Raw genomic sequence first — 13,200 nt, 5'->3', positions numbered from 1 at the left:
CGCAGCGTAATCGGATCCCGGCCGCTTCGCAGACGAGCAGGCCCGCGGTGTCAGTCCCGCAGGGCCGTGAACCCGCCCTCGTGGTAGAGGAGCGGCCGCCCCGCGCCGGCCGGGTCCCCGACGACGACCTCCGCCAGCACGATGCGGTGGTCCCCGGCGGGCACGCGCGCGACGACCCGGCAGACGAGCCAGGCGAGCACGTCGTCCAGGACGGGAACACCCTCGGGGCCCTCGCGCCAGGCGGTGGGCGCGCCGAACCGGTCGGCGCCGCTGCGGGCGAAGGTGGCGGCCAGCTCCCGCTGGTGCTCGCCGAGTATGTGCACGCCGACATGGTCGGCGCGGGAGAGGGCCGGCCAGCTGGACGCGCCGGTGCCCACCCCGAAGGAGAGCATCGGCGGCTCGGCGGAGACGGAGGTGAGCGAGGTGGCGGTGAATCCGACCGGGCCGCTCTCGCCGGGCGCGGTGATCACGGCGACGCCGGCGGCGTGGCGGCGGAAGACGGAGCGCAGCAGGCCGGGTGAGGCGAGCTGGGGGGCGCTGAGGCCGGACGTGGCCGTCATGAGGCGTTCCTTCTGCGGGAGGGGACGAGCGGGGTCGCGGGGGCTCACCGGCCCGGACAGCGCGCGCTCGCCGTCCGCACGAGGTCGACGTGGACCCGCGCGTGGAGAAGGAGTTCCTGCGGCATACGGTCAGGCTGACGATAGGTGACATGCGCAGTCAAGTCCGTCCCGGCATCCGGGAGCCGTCGCGCCACGCCCGGCACGGGCCTCACACGGCCTCCCCGAGGGCGGCGATGACGTCGGCCTTGCGGGGCTGGCCGGCGGCCCGGCGCACCACGCGGCCGTCCGCGTCGAGGACCAGCACGGTGGGGGTCTTGAGGATGCCGAGGTCGCGGACGAGGTCGAGGTGGGCCTCGGCGTCGATCTCCACGTGAGCGACGCCCGGGACCATGCCGGCGACCTCTCCGAGGACCCGGCGGGTGGCCCGGCAGGGGGCGCAGAAGGCGCTGGAGAACTGCACGAGCGTGGCCCGCTCGCCGAGTTCCCCGCCGAGCCGGCCGGCGTCGAGCCGCTGTCCCTCGTCGCGTCCGCGCACGCGCACTCTCCCGTTCCGCCGTCGGTGCAGCACTCCGTAGGCGCTCGCCGCCGCGAGCACCGCCACGCACACCATGAGTCCCGTCATCCCCAGCACCAGCGTTCATCAGACCGCAAAGATTCCCGGCTCCCGGGGGTGTTCCCGTTGCGGAATGCTTGATTCATGGACATCGACGCGAGGGGGCCGCGCTTCGGGGCGGCCGTGACGACCGTGGTGCTCGCGGTCGTGCTGATCACCGGGAGCGCCTGGCTGCTGGCCTGGCAGACGCTGGCGTTCGCGCTCGGCGCGGCGGGCGGCGTGGGGCGCTCGCCGTACGGGTGGTCCTGGCGGGTGGCGGTGCGGCCGAAGCTGGGGCCGCCGACGGAGTTCGAGCCGCCCCAGCCGCCGCGGTTCGCGCAGGCGGTGGGGCTGCTCTTCGCGGGCGTGGGACTCGTCGGCTTCACGCTGGGTCCCGGGTGGCTGGGTCTCGCGGCGACCGCGGCGGCGCTCGCGGCCGCGTTCCTCAATGCTGCTTTCGGGTACTGCCTGGGCTGCGAGATGTACCTGCTCGTCCGCAGGTCGACGGTACGAGCGAAGTAAAGACGATCTAAAAGCACAGGTCGGTCAGGGGGCCGAAGTGACGAGGATCTCGCGGTTCGGGGGCACCAGGGCTGGCTCCCGAGCCGTTCTTCGGGCACGATCTGCGACAAGCCGTAAACCTACGGCTGCGTAACTTTGCCCCTCGGGACACCCCCCGCGGGCAGAGAGAAGGAAGGGTTCGCCCCGCCCATGGCAGAGCTTGTCTACCGCCCCGTCGTCGGCCTCGCCCAGACCCTGTTCAAGGTGTGGGACCTCAAGATCGACTGCAAGGGGTCGGAGAACATCCCGCGCTCGGGCGGAGCCGTGCTGGTGAGCAACCACATCAGCTACCTCGACTTCATCTTCGACGGCTTCGCCGCGCTGCCGCAGAAGCGTCTGGTGCGGTTCATGGCGAAGGAGTCGGTGTTCCGGCACAAGATCTCCGGCCCGCTGATGCGCGGCATGAAGCACATCCCGGTGGACCGCAAGCAGGGCGAGGCGGCGTACGCGCACGCCCTGGACTCGCTGCGTTCCGGCGAGATCGTCGGCGTCTTCCCGGAGGCCACCATCTCCGAGTCGTTCACGCTGAAGAGCTTCAAGTCGGGCGCCGCCCGGCTGGCCCAGGAGGCGGGCGTCCCGCTGATCCCGATGGCCGTGTGGGGCACGCAGCGGCTGTGGACGAAGGGGCACCCGCGCAACTTCAAGCGCAGCCACACGCCGATCACCATCCGGGTCGGGGAGGCGATCGAGGCCTCCCGCGACAAGTACGCGGGGGCGATCACCCGGCAGCTGCGCGAGCGCGTCCAGGAGCTCCTGGAGGCCGCGCAGCGCGCCTATCCGGTGCGCCCCAAGGACTCCGAGGACACCTGGTGGATGCCGGCCCACCTCGGCGGCACGGCCCCCACCCCGGAACAGGTACGCGCGGCCGAGGCGCGCTGACCTCACCCGCGCGCGGCGCGCCGGCTCACAACGCGGTGGGGAGCGCCCCCCAGAGGCGGGGGCGGTCCGAAGCCGCCTTCAGCACGCTCAGCACGCCCGGGTGCGCGGCGGCGTACAGCACCGGGTGGTCGTACTCTCCGGCCTCGACGTCGGGCGTGAAGGCCAGCTGCTCTCCGTTGAGGGAGAAGCGGGCGTTCACGCCCGGTTTGTTGCCGCGCGGGTCCTGGCGGTGCCAGGCACCGTGGAAGCGTACGGCGACCAGTCCGTGCACCACGTCGAGCTTCTGATAGCACAGCGCGGTCGGGATGTCCTCGGCCCGCAGCAGCGCGGTCAGGGCGTGGGCCTTGGCGTAGCAGACGCCGGTCCGCTGCTCCAGGACGTCGGAGGCGCGCCAGGTGACGCGCGGGTCGCCGGAGTCCTGCGAGTGGGGGATGGTGTCGCGGACGTAGGCGAAAGCCAGGCGCGCATAGGCATACGAGTCCTCCGCCTCCGCAGCGATACGCGTGGCGGTCTCCCGCACCAGCGGATGGTGATGGTCGATGACCTCGTCCGCGGCCAGATAGGCGGACAGGTCGGGGTTCTCCTGGATCAGCTGCATGACGCGAGAGCATAGGAAAACGACCACCCGAAAGCCATTACTTTTCCGGGTGGTCGCATACCTATGCAGATATGGAGGGGCCTCTCAGCGGGCCATCTCCTCCTTGAGGGCGGCGAGGAACGCGTCCACGTCGTCCTCCGTGGTGTCGTAGGAGCACATCCAGCGGACGACGCCGGCCGGCTCGTCCCAGAAGTAGAAGCGGAACTTCTTCTGCAGCCGCTCGCTCACGTCGTTGGGCAGCTTGGCGAACACGGCGTTGACCTGGACCGGGTGGACGATCTCGACGCCGTGCACTGCGCGGACGCCCTCCGCCAGCCGCTGCGCCATCTCGTTGGCGTGGCGGGCGTTGCGCAGCCACAGGTCCTTGGCGAGCAGAGCCTCCAACTGCACCGACACGAAGCGCATCTTGGAAGCGAGCTGCATGGACAGCTTGCGCAGGTGCTTCATGTGGCTGACGGCGTCCTGATCGATCACCACGACCGCCTCGCCGAACAGGGCGCCGTTCTTCGTCCCGCCGAGGGAGAGAACGTCGACACCGACCGCGTTGGTGAACGTGCGCATCGGCACGTTCAGCGAGGCCGCCGCGTTGGCTATGCGGGAGCCGTCGAGGTGGACCTTCATCCCGCGCGCGTGGGCGTGGTCGCAGATCGCGCGGATCTCGTCCGGGGTGTAGAGCGTGCCGAGCTCGGTGCTCTGGGTGATCGAGACGACCTGCGGCATCGCGCGGTGCTCGTCGTCCCAGCCCCAGGCCTGCTTGTCGATCAGCTCGGGCGTGAGCTTGCCGTCCGGGGTGGGCACCGTCAGGAGCTTCAGCCCGCCCATGCGTTCGGGCGCGCCGCCCTCGTCCACGTTGATGTGGGCGCTCTCGGCGCAGACCACCGCGCCCCAGCGGTCGGTGAGCGCCTGGAGCGCGAGGACGTTGGCGCCAGTGCCGTTGAAGACCGGGAAGGCCTCCGCCGTGGGGCCGAAGTGGCTGCGGACGATCCCCTGGAGGTTCTCGGTGTAGTCGTCCTCCCCGTACGCCACCTGATGGCCGCCGTTGGCCAGGGCCAGGGCGGCCATCACCTCCGGGTGCGCCCCCGCGTAGTTGTCACTGGCGAATCCGCGGACCTGCGGGTCGTGACGGCGGCGCGCGTCGGTCTTGGAAGGGTTCACGGCTTCTCGGTGAGCCACAGACGGTGTCCGTTCACTTCGGCGGCGGACTTCTGCCAGACGCCGGCCACGGCCTCGGCCAGGTCCTTGACGTCGGTGAAGCCCGCGAACTTCGCGTTGGGTCGCTCGGCGCGCATCGCGTCGTGCACCAGCGCCTTCACCACCAGGATCGCAGCCGCGGAGGTCGGCCCCTCGGGGCCCCCGGCCTTGCGGAAGGCGTCGGCCAGCGCGAGCGTCCACGCCTCGGCGGCGGCCTTGGCGGCGGCGTACGAGGCGTTGCCCGCCGTGGGCTTCGTCGCGCCGGCGGCGCTGATCAGCACGTAACGGCCGCGGTCGCTGCGCTGGAGCGCGTCGTAGAAGGCCAGCGAGGTGTGCTGCACGGTGCGGATCAGCAGGAGTTCGAGGAAGTCCCAGTCGTCCAGGCTGGTCTTGATGAACGTCTCGCTGCCCCGCCAGCCGCCGACGAGGTGGACCAGGCCGTCGACGCGGCCGAAGTCCTTCTCGATGTGCGCGGCCCAGTCACGGGTGGACTGGAGGTCGAGCAGGTCCACCGGCTCACCGGTGACGCTGGCGCCACCGGAGGCGTAGCGGGCCGCGTCCACGGCCTCCGCGAGCCGCTCGGGGTCGTTGTCCGCCCCGACTACGGTCGCGCCGGCCTCGGCCAGCCGCAGCAGCGCGGCCCGGCCCGCGGGTCCGCCCGCTCCGGCCACCGCGATGACCGCACCGCTGAGTGCCCCGTTCCCCATGGTCTTCGCCTCCTGAGCAGTGTTCTCGGTACGCAGGTCGCTCACGCGGCGATCCGCTCGGCGCCGTCCGCCGTGATGCCCTTGGTGGAGGCGATCACGTTCTTCAGCTTCTTGGACAGGGCCTCATAGAACATGCTCAGGGGAAACTCGTCGGGAAGCACGTCATCGACGAGCTTGCGCGGCGGCTGGCTCAGGTCGAGGGCGTCGGGGCCCTTGGCCCACTTGGAACCCGGGTGCGGGGCGAGGTAGGTGGAGACCAGCTCGTAGCCGGCGAACCAGTGGACCAGCTTGGGGCGGTCGATGCCGTCGCGGTAGAGCTTCTCGATCTCGCCGCACAGCTCGTTGGTGACCTGCGGGGCGCGCTCCCAGTCGATGTGCAGCTTGTTGTCGGTCCAGCGCACCACGTCGTGCTTGTGCAGGTAGGCGAAGAGCAGCTGGCCGCCGAGGCCGTCGTAGTTGCGCACGCGCTCGCCGGTGACGGGGAAGCGGAACATGCGGTCGAACAGCACCGCGTACTGCACGTCGCGGGCCTGCGGGACGCCGTCCGCCTGGAGCTTGACGGCCTCCTTGAAGGCGGTGAGGTCGCAGCGCAGCTCCTCCAGGCCGTACATCCAGAACGGCTGGCGCTGCTTGATCATGAAGGGGTCGAAGGGCAGGTCACCGTGGCTGTGGGTGCGGTCGTGGACCATGTCCCACAGGACGAAGGCCTCCTCGCAGCGCTTCTGGTCGTGGACCATGGCGGCGATGTCCTCGGGCAGTTCCAGGCCCAGGATCTCGACGGCGGCGTCGGTCACCCGGCGGAAGCGGGCGGCCTCGCGGTCACAGAAGATGCCACCCCAGGAGAATCGTTCCGGCGCCTCGCGGACGGCGATGGTCTCCGGGAAGAGGACGGCGGAGTTGGTGTCGTAGCCGGAGGTGAAGTCCTCGAAGGTGATGCCGCAGAACAGCGGGTTGTCGTAGCGGGTGCGCTCCAGCTCGGCCAGCCAGTCGGGCCAGACCATGCGCAGCACGACCGCCTCGAGGTTGCGGTCCGGGTTGCCGTTCTGCGTGTACATCGGGAAGAGCACCAGGTGCTGGAGCCCGTCACGGCGGTTCGCGGCGGGCTGGAAGGCCAGCAGGGAGTCGAGGAAGTCCGGCACCTCGAAGCCGCCCTCGGACCAGCGGCGCAGGTCCTTCACCAGGGCGCGGTGGTAGTCGGCGTCGTGCGGGAGCAGCGGGGACAGCTCCTCGACCGCGTCGACCACCTGACGCAGGGCGTGCTCGGCGTCGGAGCGCTCGGGGGCGCCCTCGGCCGCGAAGTCGATCGCCCCGTCCTTCGCCTGCCAGGGGCGGATCCGCTCCACGGCATCCTTGAGCACGGGCCAGGCCGGGTGGTCCACCACCCTGACCGCGGGAGGAGCCTGGCCCTCCGAACCCACCTGCACAAGAATTTCCGTCATGTCCCATCCCTCACTGAAGAACCTTGCGTACGGACACCGTAGGCATACGAGCTTTCTTCCAGCAAGAGGGAGTGCGGGAAATCATCCTGCGCACATCCATGGTCACCGCTCTTTTTCCTGTTTCTCTTCACGTATGCCATGACTTTCGCCACGGTCGACGGGGTAGGCGATCGTCGGCGCAGACATCTGCCCGCGCCGGCGCCCGGCCGCGGGTCCCGGCGCAGCCGACGACGAAAGCGAGTCCAGTCGTGAACCTCCTCACCATCGGTCACCGCGGCGTGATGGGCGTCGAGCCCGAGAACACCCTCCGCTCGTTCGTCGCCGCCGAGCGGGCCGGCCTGGACGTCGTGGAGCTCGATCTGCACCTGAGCAAGGACGGCGCGCTCGTGGTCATGCACGACGCGGACGTGGACCGCACGACCGACGGCAGCGGGCCGGTCGCCGACCACACGCTCGACGAGCTGCGTGCGCTCGACGCGGGGCGCGGGGAGCGGGTGCCGGTGTTCGAGGAGGTCCTGGAGGCGGTGTCGCTGCCGGTCCAGGCCGAGATCAAGGACGTGCGGGCGGCACGGGCGCTCGCCGAGGTGATGCGGGCGCGCGCCCTGGTGGACCGCGTCGAGGTGTCCTCGTTCCACGACGAGGCGGTCGCCGAGATCACCCGCCTGGTCCCCGGGGTGCGTACAGCCCTGGTGGGCAGCCGGTACGGCGTCGACATCGTCGAGCGCGCGGTGGCCGTGGGAGCCGCGACGGTGTGCCTGGACATCCGGCGGCTCACCCTGGAGATCGTCGAACGGGCCCGCGCTCAGGGCTTGCGGATCTTCGGCTGGGTGGTCAACACGCCGGAGCACCTGCGCCTCGTACGGGCCCTGGGGCTGGACGGCGCGACCACCGACCGGCCCGAGATCAAGCAGGCGGGCCGTCTCACGGCGTAAGGGCGGTCACCGCGTCGGGCAGGCCTTCCCCGGGTCAGCGGGGGGCGGTCAGGCGAGTTCCTTGACCAGCAGCTCGAACTGGAGATCGTCGCGCTGCGGGATGCCGAACCGCTCGTCGCCGTACGGGAACGGCGTCATCCGGCCCGTACGGCGGTAGCCGCGCCGCTCGTACCAGGCGATCAGCTCCTCGCGCACCGAGATCACCGTCATGTGCATCTCGGTGGCGCCCCAGGTCTCGCGGGCCAGCCGCTCGGCCCGCGTGAGCACCGTCCGGCCGAGGCCCGAACCCTGCTCGGTCGGGCTCACCGCGAACATCCCGAAGTAGGCGTGGTCGCCGCGGTGTTCGAGCTGGCAGCAAGCGACGATCCGGCCGTCCCGCTCGGCGACCAGGACCTTGCCGTCGGGCGACTTGACGATCTCCAGGACGCCCTCGGGGTCGGTTCGCTGCCCCTGGAGTATGTCCGCCTCCGTGGTCCACCCGGCCCGGCTGGAGTCCCCGCGGTAGGCCGACTCGACGAGGCCGACCAGAGCGTCCACGTCGGTGTCGACGGCGTCGCGGAAGGTGAGCGCGGTGGCGGTGGTGTCCATACGACGGTCTCCGGTCTGCGATGTCGTTCGGGGCGGGGCGCGGCTCGCGCCGTGCGCCCGGCGGGTGCAGCGCCGAGCCTAACCCGGCGCCTGCTGAACGGCCCCTATGCTCCCGTCGCATGGTGCATGTACTCAGCAGCCGGATCCTGCTCCGTCCCACCGACCCGGAGCGTTCCCGCGTCTTCTACGGGGAGCAGCTCGGCCTCGCCGTCTACCGCGAGTTCGGGACGGGGCCGGAGCGCGGCACCGTCTACTTCCTCGGCGGCGGCTTCCTGGAGGTCTCGGGGCGTGCGGAGAGCCCGCCGGACCCCGCCGTGCGGCTGTGGATGCAGGTCGCGGACGTGGCGGCGGCGCACGAGGAGCTGCTCGCCAAGGGCGCGCGGGTGGTCCGGGAGCCGGTGCGGGAGCCGTGGGGCCTGGTCGAGATGTGGGTCGAGGACCCGGACGGGACGCCGGTCGTGCTGGTGGAGGTCCCGGCCGACCATCCGCTGCGGTACCGGCCGGGCCTGTGAGCCACCTGGTCCCCGGGACGTTCCGTCGGCGCGAGGGGGTCAGAGGGTGAAGTTCCGCATGTGTCCTTCCAGGCGGCTCAGCAACTCGCCCAGCAGATCGGCCAGTTCGCCCTGCCGGGTGCCGTCCAGGGCGGACAGCACGGCCCTCTCGTAGGCGAGTTGCTCGGGCAGGACGCCGTCGACGAGGTCGCGGCCGGCGTCGGTGAGGCGCACATGGGCGACACGGCGGTCGCGGGTGTCCACGCGGCGCTCCACCAGGCCGCGTTCGGTCAGCTGCTTGACGCGCTTGGTGACGGCGGCGCCCGAGGAGAAGGTCTCCCGGGCCAGTTCGCCGGGGGTCAGCTCGTGGCCGGTGCGGCGCAGCGCGCCCAGCAGGTCGAACTCGGGCCGGCTGAGACCGGCGCGGCGCAGCGGGGCGTCCTCGGCCTGCTGGAGGAGGGCCGCGCAGCGGTTGACCCGGCCGATGATCTCCATGGGCCCGGTGTCGAGGTCGGGCCGCACGGCTCGCCACTGCCGGACCACGGCGGCGACGGTGTCGGCGCGGAGGCCTTGGGCGGACGCCTGCGGTTCGGTAAGCCGGGGGCCGCGCGCGGACACCGGTTGTGCCGTGCCGGAGGCCGACTGCGCCATGTCCGGGTGGGTCCGCGGGTCTGTGCCGGCGACCTGCTGTCCCGCGTCCGCAGGAGCCCGGGGGTCCGTGTCGGCGGCCTGCTGCCCCGCCTCCGCAGAAGCCCCCCGGTCCGCACCGGGCTGCTGCCCCGCCTCCGCAGGAACCCCCGGGGCCGTGCCGGCGGCCTGCTGCCCCGCCTCCGCAGGAACCCCCGGGGCCATGCCGGCGGCCTGCTGCCCCGCCTCCACGGGAGCCCCCCGCTCCGCGCCGGCGGCCTGCTGCCCGCGCGCGTCGGCGGGCTGCGCGTGGCCCCGGCCTGAGGTCGGCTTCCGGAGCGCCGGAGGCGCTTCATGCCGGAGCTTGTCCGTGCTCGATGCTCGGCTCCCGTCCGGGGTCGCCCCGCGCTCGCCCTCGCCGCCCGTCGGCCGTCCGTGGGTCGCCGTCATGGCCGTGTGGCCTCCGCTTCTGCGCTCGTGTCCCTGACCGCGGTCCGGGCCAGGAGTTTCTGGCGGCGGGCCGTCGCCGCGAGCGTACGGTGTCCGGCTTGTTCGACCGCCATCACCCGCTCCTCGGGAAGGGCGCGCTGCCACCACTCGCCGGCGGCGGCGTCGGCGGTGGTACGCAGGTGGACCAGGGCGGCCGCGAGCGAACGGCGGGCGGACTCCAGGGCGTCCGGAGCGGGACGCGGCCGCGGCTGCTGCTGCGACTCGGCAAGGAGCAGGGCGACGTCCGCGCGGGCGCGCTCGGCGGCTGTCAGGGCCTGCCCGAGCCGGTCGCCGGCGCGGCGGTTGGTGACGGCGACGGCGGCGGCGAATCCGACCAGCGCGCCGACGAGGGTGTCCACGACCCGCTCGGTGATCAGTTCGCCCGCGTCCTGGTGGCGGGCGAACTCGGTGATCAGCAGGGCCATCGGTGTCACACAGACGCTGCCGAGCCAGTAGTTGCGGCTGATCAGCGCCTCGGCGCCGAAGTTCAGGGCCAGGCAGACGAGGACCAGGGCCGCCTGGTGGAAGTGGGCCACCGGGACGAGGGCCGCGTAGGCGAGCACGCCGACGAGGTTGCCGACGACGCGCTGGAGGCCCCGGCTCCAGGTGAGGGTGACGTTCGCCTGGTAGAGGGACGCGGCGGTGACCAGGGCCCAGTAGGGCCGGCCGATCCCGAGGGCGAGCGCGACGTACCCGGCGAGTGCGCAGCCGAGAGCGGTGCGGACGGCGAGCGGGGCGAGGGGGCCGAGGCGACGCCACAGCGGGGGCTGTCCGACGGCGAGCGTGGCGTCCAGGCCCAGGAGTTCGTCGTCGTCCACGAGGTCGTCGGGGCGCGGGACCGTACCGGTGCCGCGCAGTCGCCGTGCCCAGGCGCGCAGCCGCTCCGGGTCGCTGTCGGCGGGCGCGGCGAGCGCGACCTCGGCGCGGACCAGGAGCCGCTGCAAGGCGCGGCGGGGCTCGCTGTCGCGTGCCCACAGCAGGGTCTGCCAGGCGGCGTGCACGGCGGCAGCGGCGGCGGCACGCGCGTGTGCGTGTCCGTCCTGAGCGCCGGCCGCGCCGGCGACCGGGCTGCCGGCGGAGTCACCGTGTGCGGCGGCGTACGCGGCGGCGGCGTTCAGGGCCTGGGCAGTGGCGCGGCGCTCGGGCCCGTGGGGGCGCGCCGGTCCTGGCGCCATGCCGATCAGCCAGGCCCAGGCGCCCGCGGCGAGGGCCAGGGCGAGGTGCCCGGGGATCTGCCCGGGGGTCTGCGGCACGAACAGCGTGGCGGAGCTGATGAAGGTGAGGACGATGTTGCCCGGCGGCCCGACGCGGGTGGCGTCGCACAGCGCCTTCTGCACGGCGGCGAGGAGGGCGCCGACAGTGACGAGGACGACCGCGTTCGCGGTGAGCGACGCCGTGAGCAGGGCGACGGCGAGCCCGCCGGTCATTCCGAGGACCACCCACGCCAGTGCGCGCGCCCGGGCCGCGTAGGGGCGGTTGTGGGCGTACAGGGCGCACAGGGACCCGGCCATCGTGTACATGGCCAGGTCGAGGCGGTCGAGGGCCAGCAGGGTGAGGTTGGGCGGGGCGACCGCGGCGACCACGCTCAGTGCGGGCTTGAACCAGATGTCGGAGGGGCGGCCGAGCCGCAGGGCGCCGGCGAGCGGGAGGCGGGCGGGGGGACGGGGACGCCGAGGGGTCGCACTGCTCATGAGAACTAATTTAACAGGTGTTTTACTCATGAAAGATACGGTCCCCGGCGCCGCCTCCGTCACACCAGGCCACCCGCACCGGGCGCGCCCCCGTCGAACGCTCCCCGTTTACACCCGTGCGCTCGGGTGCGCGCCGCGCGCCTTGGGCATCGCATCCCTCGACCGATCGTCGAGCGGGGAGGTGCGCGTGCACGGTCCGGCTTCGCCCGGCTGGCTGCTGGTCGTGCTGTGTGCGGCCACGGGCGCCTACTGTCTGCTGCGCATGCGCAGCGGCGACGAGCGGCAGCGCCGCGCCGCGGGCGGTGAGGCGTTCATGGGCTTCGGCATGGCCGTGATGTCAATGCCCGCGGCGGCGTTCACCCCGCCGGGGTGGGCCTGGCCGCTGTACGCGGCGGTCTTCGGCGCCGCCGCTCTGCGCGCGCTGTGGGCCGCCCGTTCCGACGCCCACCACCTGCACCACCTGGTGGGTTCCGCGGCCATGGTCTACATGGCGGTGGCGATGGCCTCGCCCGCCGCGCACCACTCCCCCGCCCACGCGGACGCCGGCGCGGCGCACGGCGGCTCGGGGGTCCCGCTGCTCACGGGCGCGCTGCTGCTCTATTTCGCCGCGTACGTCCTCGTCTCCGGGGTGCGACTGCTGCCCGCGGGCGGCGGGCCGGCGGGCGTCGTCGCATGGGGCGACCGCCCCGAACTCGCGCGCGCATGCCGCCTGTCGATGGGCATCGGCATGCTGGCGATGCTGCTGACGATGTGAGCGCCCGACCTTCCCCCACCACCGGCCGGACAACCGTGGTGTGCGTCACTTTGCCCCGGTGAGCCGTACCCGAGCGCGGTACGCCGCTCATAGGGTGCTGCCCATGATGGTCCCCGCGGTCCTGCTCCTGCTCGGCGCCCTGACCGCCGTGGCCGGTCCCCGGCTGCTCGCGCGGGCCGACTGGCCGGACCGTGAACCGGTGGTGGCGCTGTGGACGTGGCAGTGCGTCGTGGCGGCGGTGCTGCTGTGCTGCGCCCTGTCGATGACGCTGAGCGCGGCGGCGGCCTGGCAGGCGGTGCGCGGGCACGTCTTCGCGTCGGCCCCGAGCGGCGTCGTGGAGGCGTACGCGCTGAGCGCGAGCGGGCCCTGGGCGGCGGCGACCGCGACGGCTCTGGCGTGCGCGGGGCTGTGGAGCGGGGCGATGCTCGTACGTGAGGTCGCCCGCGCGCGGTCGGGGCAGCGCCGCCGTCGGGCCGAACTGCGGCTGCGGGCACCGCTGTTGCCGGGCGAGGCGGCGACCCCGGGACAGCTGGTGGTGCTGGAGGACGAGCGGCCCGAGGCGTCATGGCTGGCCGACGGAACGCCTCAACTCGTGGTGACGACAGCCGCGTTGCGTCGACTGAAAGGTCGTCAGCTTGATGCGGTGCTGGCCCATGAGCAGGGTCACGCCCAGGCGCGGCACGACTGGCTGCTGCACTGCTCGGCCGCGCTGGCGAACGGGTTTCCGCAGGTGCCGGTGTTCGCCGCGTTCCGCGACGAGATGCACCGCCTGGTCGAACTCTCCGCCGACGACATGGCCTCCCGCCGCTTCGGCCGGCTGACGACCGCGCTCGCCCTCGTCGAACTCAACGAGGACCGGGGTGTCTTCGGCCCCTCCCCCGCCCCGCACGCGCACGTGCCGCTGCGGGTCCGGCGGCTGCTGACGCCTCCCGACCGGCTGAGCGCGTCCCGCCGGCTCGGGCTGACGGCGACGGCCGCGCTGGTTCCGGTGATCCCGGTTGCGGTGACGCTGGTGCCGGGACTGCGGGCGCTCGGCTGAGGATCGCCGCGCGGGAGAGCGGGAGAGTCCACGACCGGCCCCCGGGTAGGCTTCGAACTCCC

General features: G+C 72.7%; 15 protein-coding genes. 6 read left to right on the top strand and 9 right to left on the bottom strand.

Going from position 1 to position 13,200, the window contains the following annotated elements:
• Window positions 1-50: 50 nt before the first annotated feature.
• A complete protein-coding gene (locus tag EV567_RS15855; RefSeq protein WP_130440424.1) occupies window positions 51-560 on the bottom strand; it encodes a flavin reductase family protein in 510 nt (169 codons plus the stop codon).
• A 208-nt stretch (window positions 561-768) separates the two neighbouring features.
• Complete coding sequence (locus EV567_RS15850; protein WP_130440423.1) at window positions 769-1,182, bottom strand: thioredoxin family protein; 414 nt, start codon at window positions 1,180-1,182, stop codon at window positions 769-771.
• Between the two features lie 75 nt (window positions 1,183-1,257).
• Between EV567_RS15850 and EV567_RS15845 the strand changes: the two genes are divergently transcribed.
• Window positions 1,258-1,674 carry a DUF4395 domain-containing protein gene (locus tag EV567_RS15845; protein WP_130440422.1) on the top strand — a complete coding sequence of 139 codons (417 nt, stop codon included), beginning with the start codon at window positions 1,258-1,260 and terminating at the stop codon, window positions 1,672-1,674.
• 189 nt (window positions 1,675-1,863) lie between these two features.
• Complete coding sequence (locus EV567_RS15840; protein ID WP_130440421.1) at window positions 1,864-2,592, top strand: 1-acyl-sn-glycerol-3-phosphate acyltransferase; 729 nt, start codon at window positions 1,864-1,866, stop codon at window positions 2,590-2,592.
• 25 nt (window positions 2,593-2,617) lie between these two features.
• On the opposite strand, the gene EV567_RS15835 is transcribed toward EV567_RS15840, so the two are convergent.
• From EV567_RS15835 to EV567_RS15820, 4 genes are all read right to left on the bottom strand, one after another.
• Window positions 2,618-3,190 (bottom strand): transglutaminase family protein, encoded by a 573-nt coding sequence (locus EV567_RS15835; RefSeq protein ID WP_165430390.1) that lies wholly within the window; start codon window positions 3,188-3,190, stop codon window positions 2,618-2,620.
• An 84-nt stretch (window positions 3,191-3,274) separates the two neighbouring features.
• Window positions 3,275-4,345, bottom strand: a complete 1,071-nt coding sequence (locus EV567_RS15830; RefSeq protein WP_130440419.1) for a low specificity L-threonine aldolase — start codon at window positions 4,343-4,345, stop codon at window positions 3,275-3,277.
• Window positions 4,342-5,088, bottom strand: coding sequence for an SDR family NAD(P)-dependent oxidoreductase (locus EV567_RS15825; RefSeq protein WP_130440687.1), 747 nt, complete (start codon window positions 5,086-5,088; stop codon window positions 4,342-4,344). The genes EV567_RS15830 and EV567_RS15825 overlap by 4 nt, the downstream gene beginning before the upstream one ends.
• A gap of 41 nt (window positions 5,089-5,129) precedes the next feature.
• A complete protein-coding gene (locus EV567_RS15820; RefSeq protein ID WP_130440418.1) occupies window positions 5,130-6,527 on the bottom strand; it encodes a DUF6421 family protein in 1,398 nt (465 codons plus the stop codon).
• A gap of 248 nt (window positions 6,528-6,775) precedes the next feature.
• Here EV567_RS15820 and EV567_RS15815 point away from each other — a divergent pair, with 248 nt between their 5' ends.
• Window positions 6,776-7,459, top strand: coding sequence for a glycerophosphodiester phosphodiesterase family protein (locus EV567_RS15815; RefSeq protein ID WP_130440417.1), 684 nt, complete (start codon window positions 6,776-6,778; stop codon window positions 7,457-7,459).
• Window positions 7,460-7,507: 48 nt separating this feature from the next.
• Here the strand turns inward: EV567_RS15815 and EV567_RS15810 are convergent, their stop codons facing one another.
• The gene (locus EV567_RS15810) at window positions 7,508-8,047 is read right to left on the bottom strand and encodes a GNAT family N-acetyltransferase (RefSeq protein ID WP_130440415.1); all 540 of its coding nucleotides are present in this window, start codon (window positions 8,045-8,047) and stop codon (window positions 7,508-7,510) included.
• Window positions 8,048-8,166: 119 nt separating this feature from the next.
• On the opposite strand from EV567_RS15810, the gene EV567_RS15805 reads away from it, so the two are divergent.
• Window positions 8,167-8,559: a VOC family protein gene (locus EV567_RS15805; protein ID WP_130440413.1), complete on the top strand. Its 393-nt coding sequence runs from the start codon at window positions 8,167-8,169 to the stop codon at window positions 8,557-8,559.
• Window positions 8,560-8,598: 39 nt separating this feature from the next.
• Here EV567_RS15805 and EV567_RS15800 read toward each other — a convergent pair whose 3' ends face one another.
• Complete coding sequence (locus EV567_RS15800; protein WP_130440685.1) at window positions 8,599-9,189, bottom strand: MarR family winged helix-turn-helix transcriptional regulator; 591 nt, start codon at window positions 9,187-9,189, stop codon at window positions 8,599-8,601.
• Window positions 9,190-9,611: 422 nt separating this feature from the next.
• Entirely contained in the window at window positions 9,612-11,345 is a 1,734-nt protein-coding gene (locus EV567_RS15795; RefSeq protein WP_130440411.1) for an FUSC family protein, read from the bottom strand.
• A gap of 187 nt (window positions 11,346-11,532) precedes the next feature.
• Between EV567_RS15795 and EV567_RS15790 the strand changes: the two genes are divergently transcribed.
• Window positions 11,533-12,099, top strand: coding sequence for a DUF5134 domain-containing protein (locus EV567_RS15790; protein WP_130440409.1), 567 nt, complete (start codon window positions 11,533-11,535; stop codon window positions 12,097-12,099).
• Window positions 12,100-12,202: 103 nt separating this feature from the next.
• Window positions 12,203-13,138, top strand: coding sequence for a M56 family metallopeptidase (locus EV567_RS15785; protein WP_130440407.1), 936 nt, complete (start codon window positions 12,203-12,205; stop codon window positions 13,136-13,138).
• Window positions 13,139-13,200 lie beyond the last annotated feature (62 nt).

The sequence above is a fragment of the Streptomyces sp. BK239 genome, from assembly GCF_004217285.1.
Classification (GTDB): Bacteria; Actinomycetota; Actinomycetes; order Streptomycetales; family Streptomycetaceae; genus Streptomyces.
Note: the sequence above shows the minus strand (reverse complement) of the source record. Positions and strands in the feature narration are given on the sequence as shown.

What these genes read in the sequence shown, in the direction of transcription:
- EV567_RS15805 (WP_130440413.1), top strand. Translation starts at nt 8,167, where the DNA reads ATGGTGCATGTACTCAGCAGCCGGATCCTGCTCCGTCCCACCGACCCG.
- EV567_RS15810 (WP_130440415.1), bottom strand. Translation starts at nt 8,047, where the DNA reads ATGGACACCACCGCCACCGCGCTCACCTTCCGCGACGCCGTCGACACC.
- EV567_RS15850 (WP_130440423.1), bottom strand. Translation starts at nt 1,182, where the DNA reads ATGACGGGACTCATGGTGTGCGTGGCGGTGCTCGCGGCGGCGAGCGCC.
- EV567_RS15820 (WP_130440418.1), bottom strand. Translation starts at nt 6,527, where the DNA reads ATGACGGAAATTCTTGTGCAGGTGGGTTCGGAGGGCCAGGCTCCTCCC.
- EV567_RS15845 (WP_130440422.1), top strand. Translation starts at nt 1,258, where the DNA reads ATGGACATCGACGCGAGGGGGCCGCGCTTCGGGGCGGCCGTGACGACC.
- EV567_RS15855 (WP_130440424.1), bottom strand. Translation starts at nt 560, where the DNA reads ATGACGGCCACGTCCGGCCTCAGCGCCCCCCAGCTCGCCTCACCCGGC.
- EV567_RS15835 (WP_165430390.1), bottom strand. Translation starts at nt 3,190, where the DNA reads ATGCAGCTGATCCAGGAGAACCCCGACCTGTCCGCCTATCTGGCCGCG.
- EV567_RS15800 (WP_130440685.1), bottom strand. Translation starts at nt 9,189, where the DNA reads ATGGCGCAGTCGGCCTCCGGCACGGCACAACCGGTGTCCGCGCGCGGC.
- EV567_RS15825 (WP_130440687.1), bottom strand. Translation starts at nt 5,088, where the DNA reads ATGGGGAACGGGGCACTCAGCGGTGCGGTCATCGCGGTGGCCGGAGCG.
- EV567_RS15785 (WP_130440407.1), top strand. Translation starts at nt 12,203, where the DNA reads ATGATGGTCCCCGCGGTCCTGCTCCTGCTCGGCGCCCTGACCGCCGTG.
- EV567_RS15840 (WP_130440421.1), top strand. Translation starts at nt 1,864, where the DNA reads ATGGCAGAGCTTGTCTACCGCCCCGTCGTCGGCCTCGCCCAGACCCTG.
- EV567_RS15795 (WP_130440411.1), bottom strand. Translation starts at nt 11,345, where the DNA reads ATGAGCAGTGCGACCCCTCGGCGTCCCCGTCCCCCCGCCCGCCTCCCG.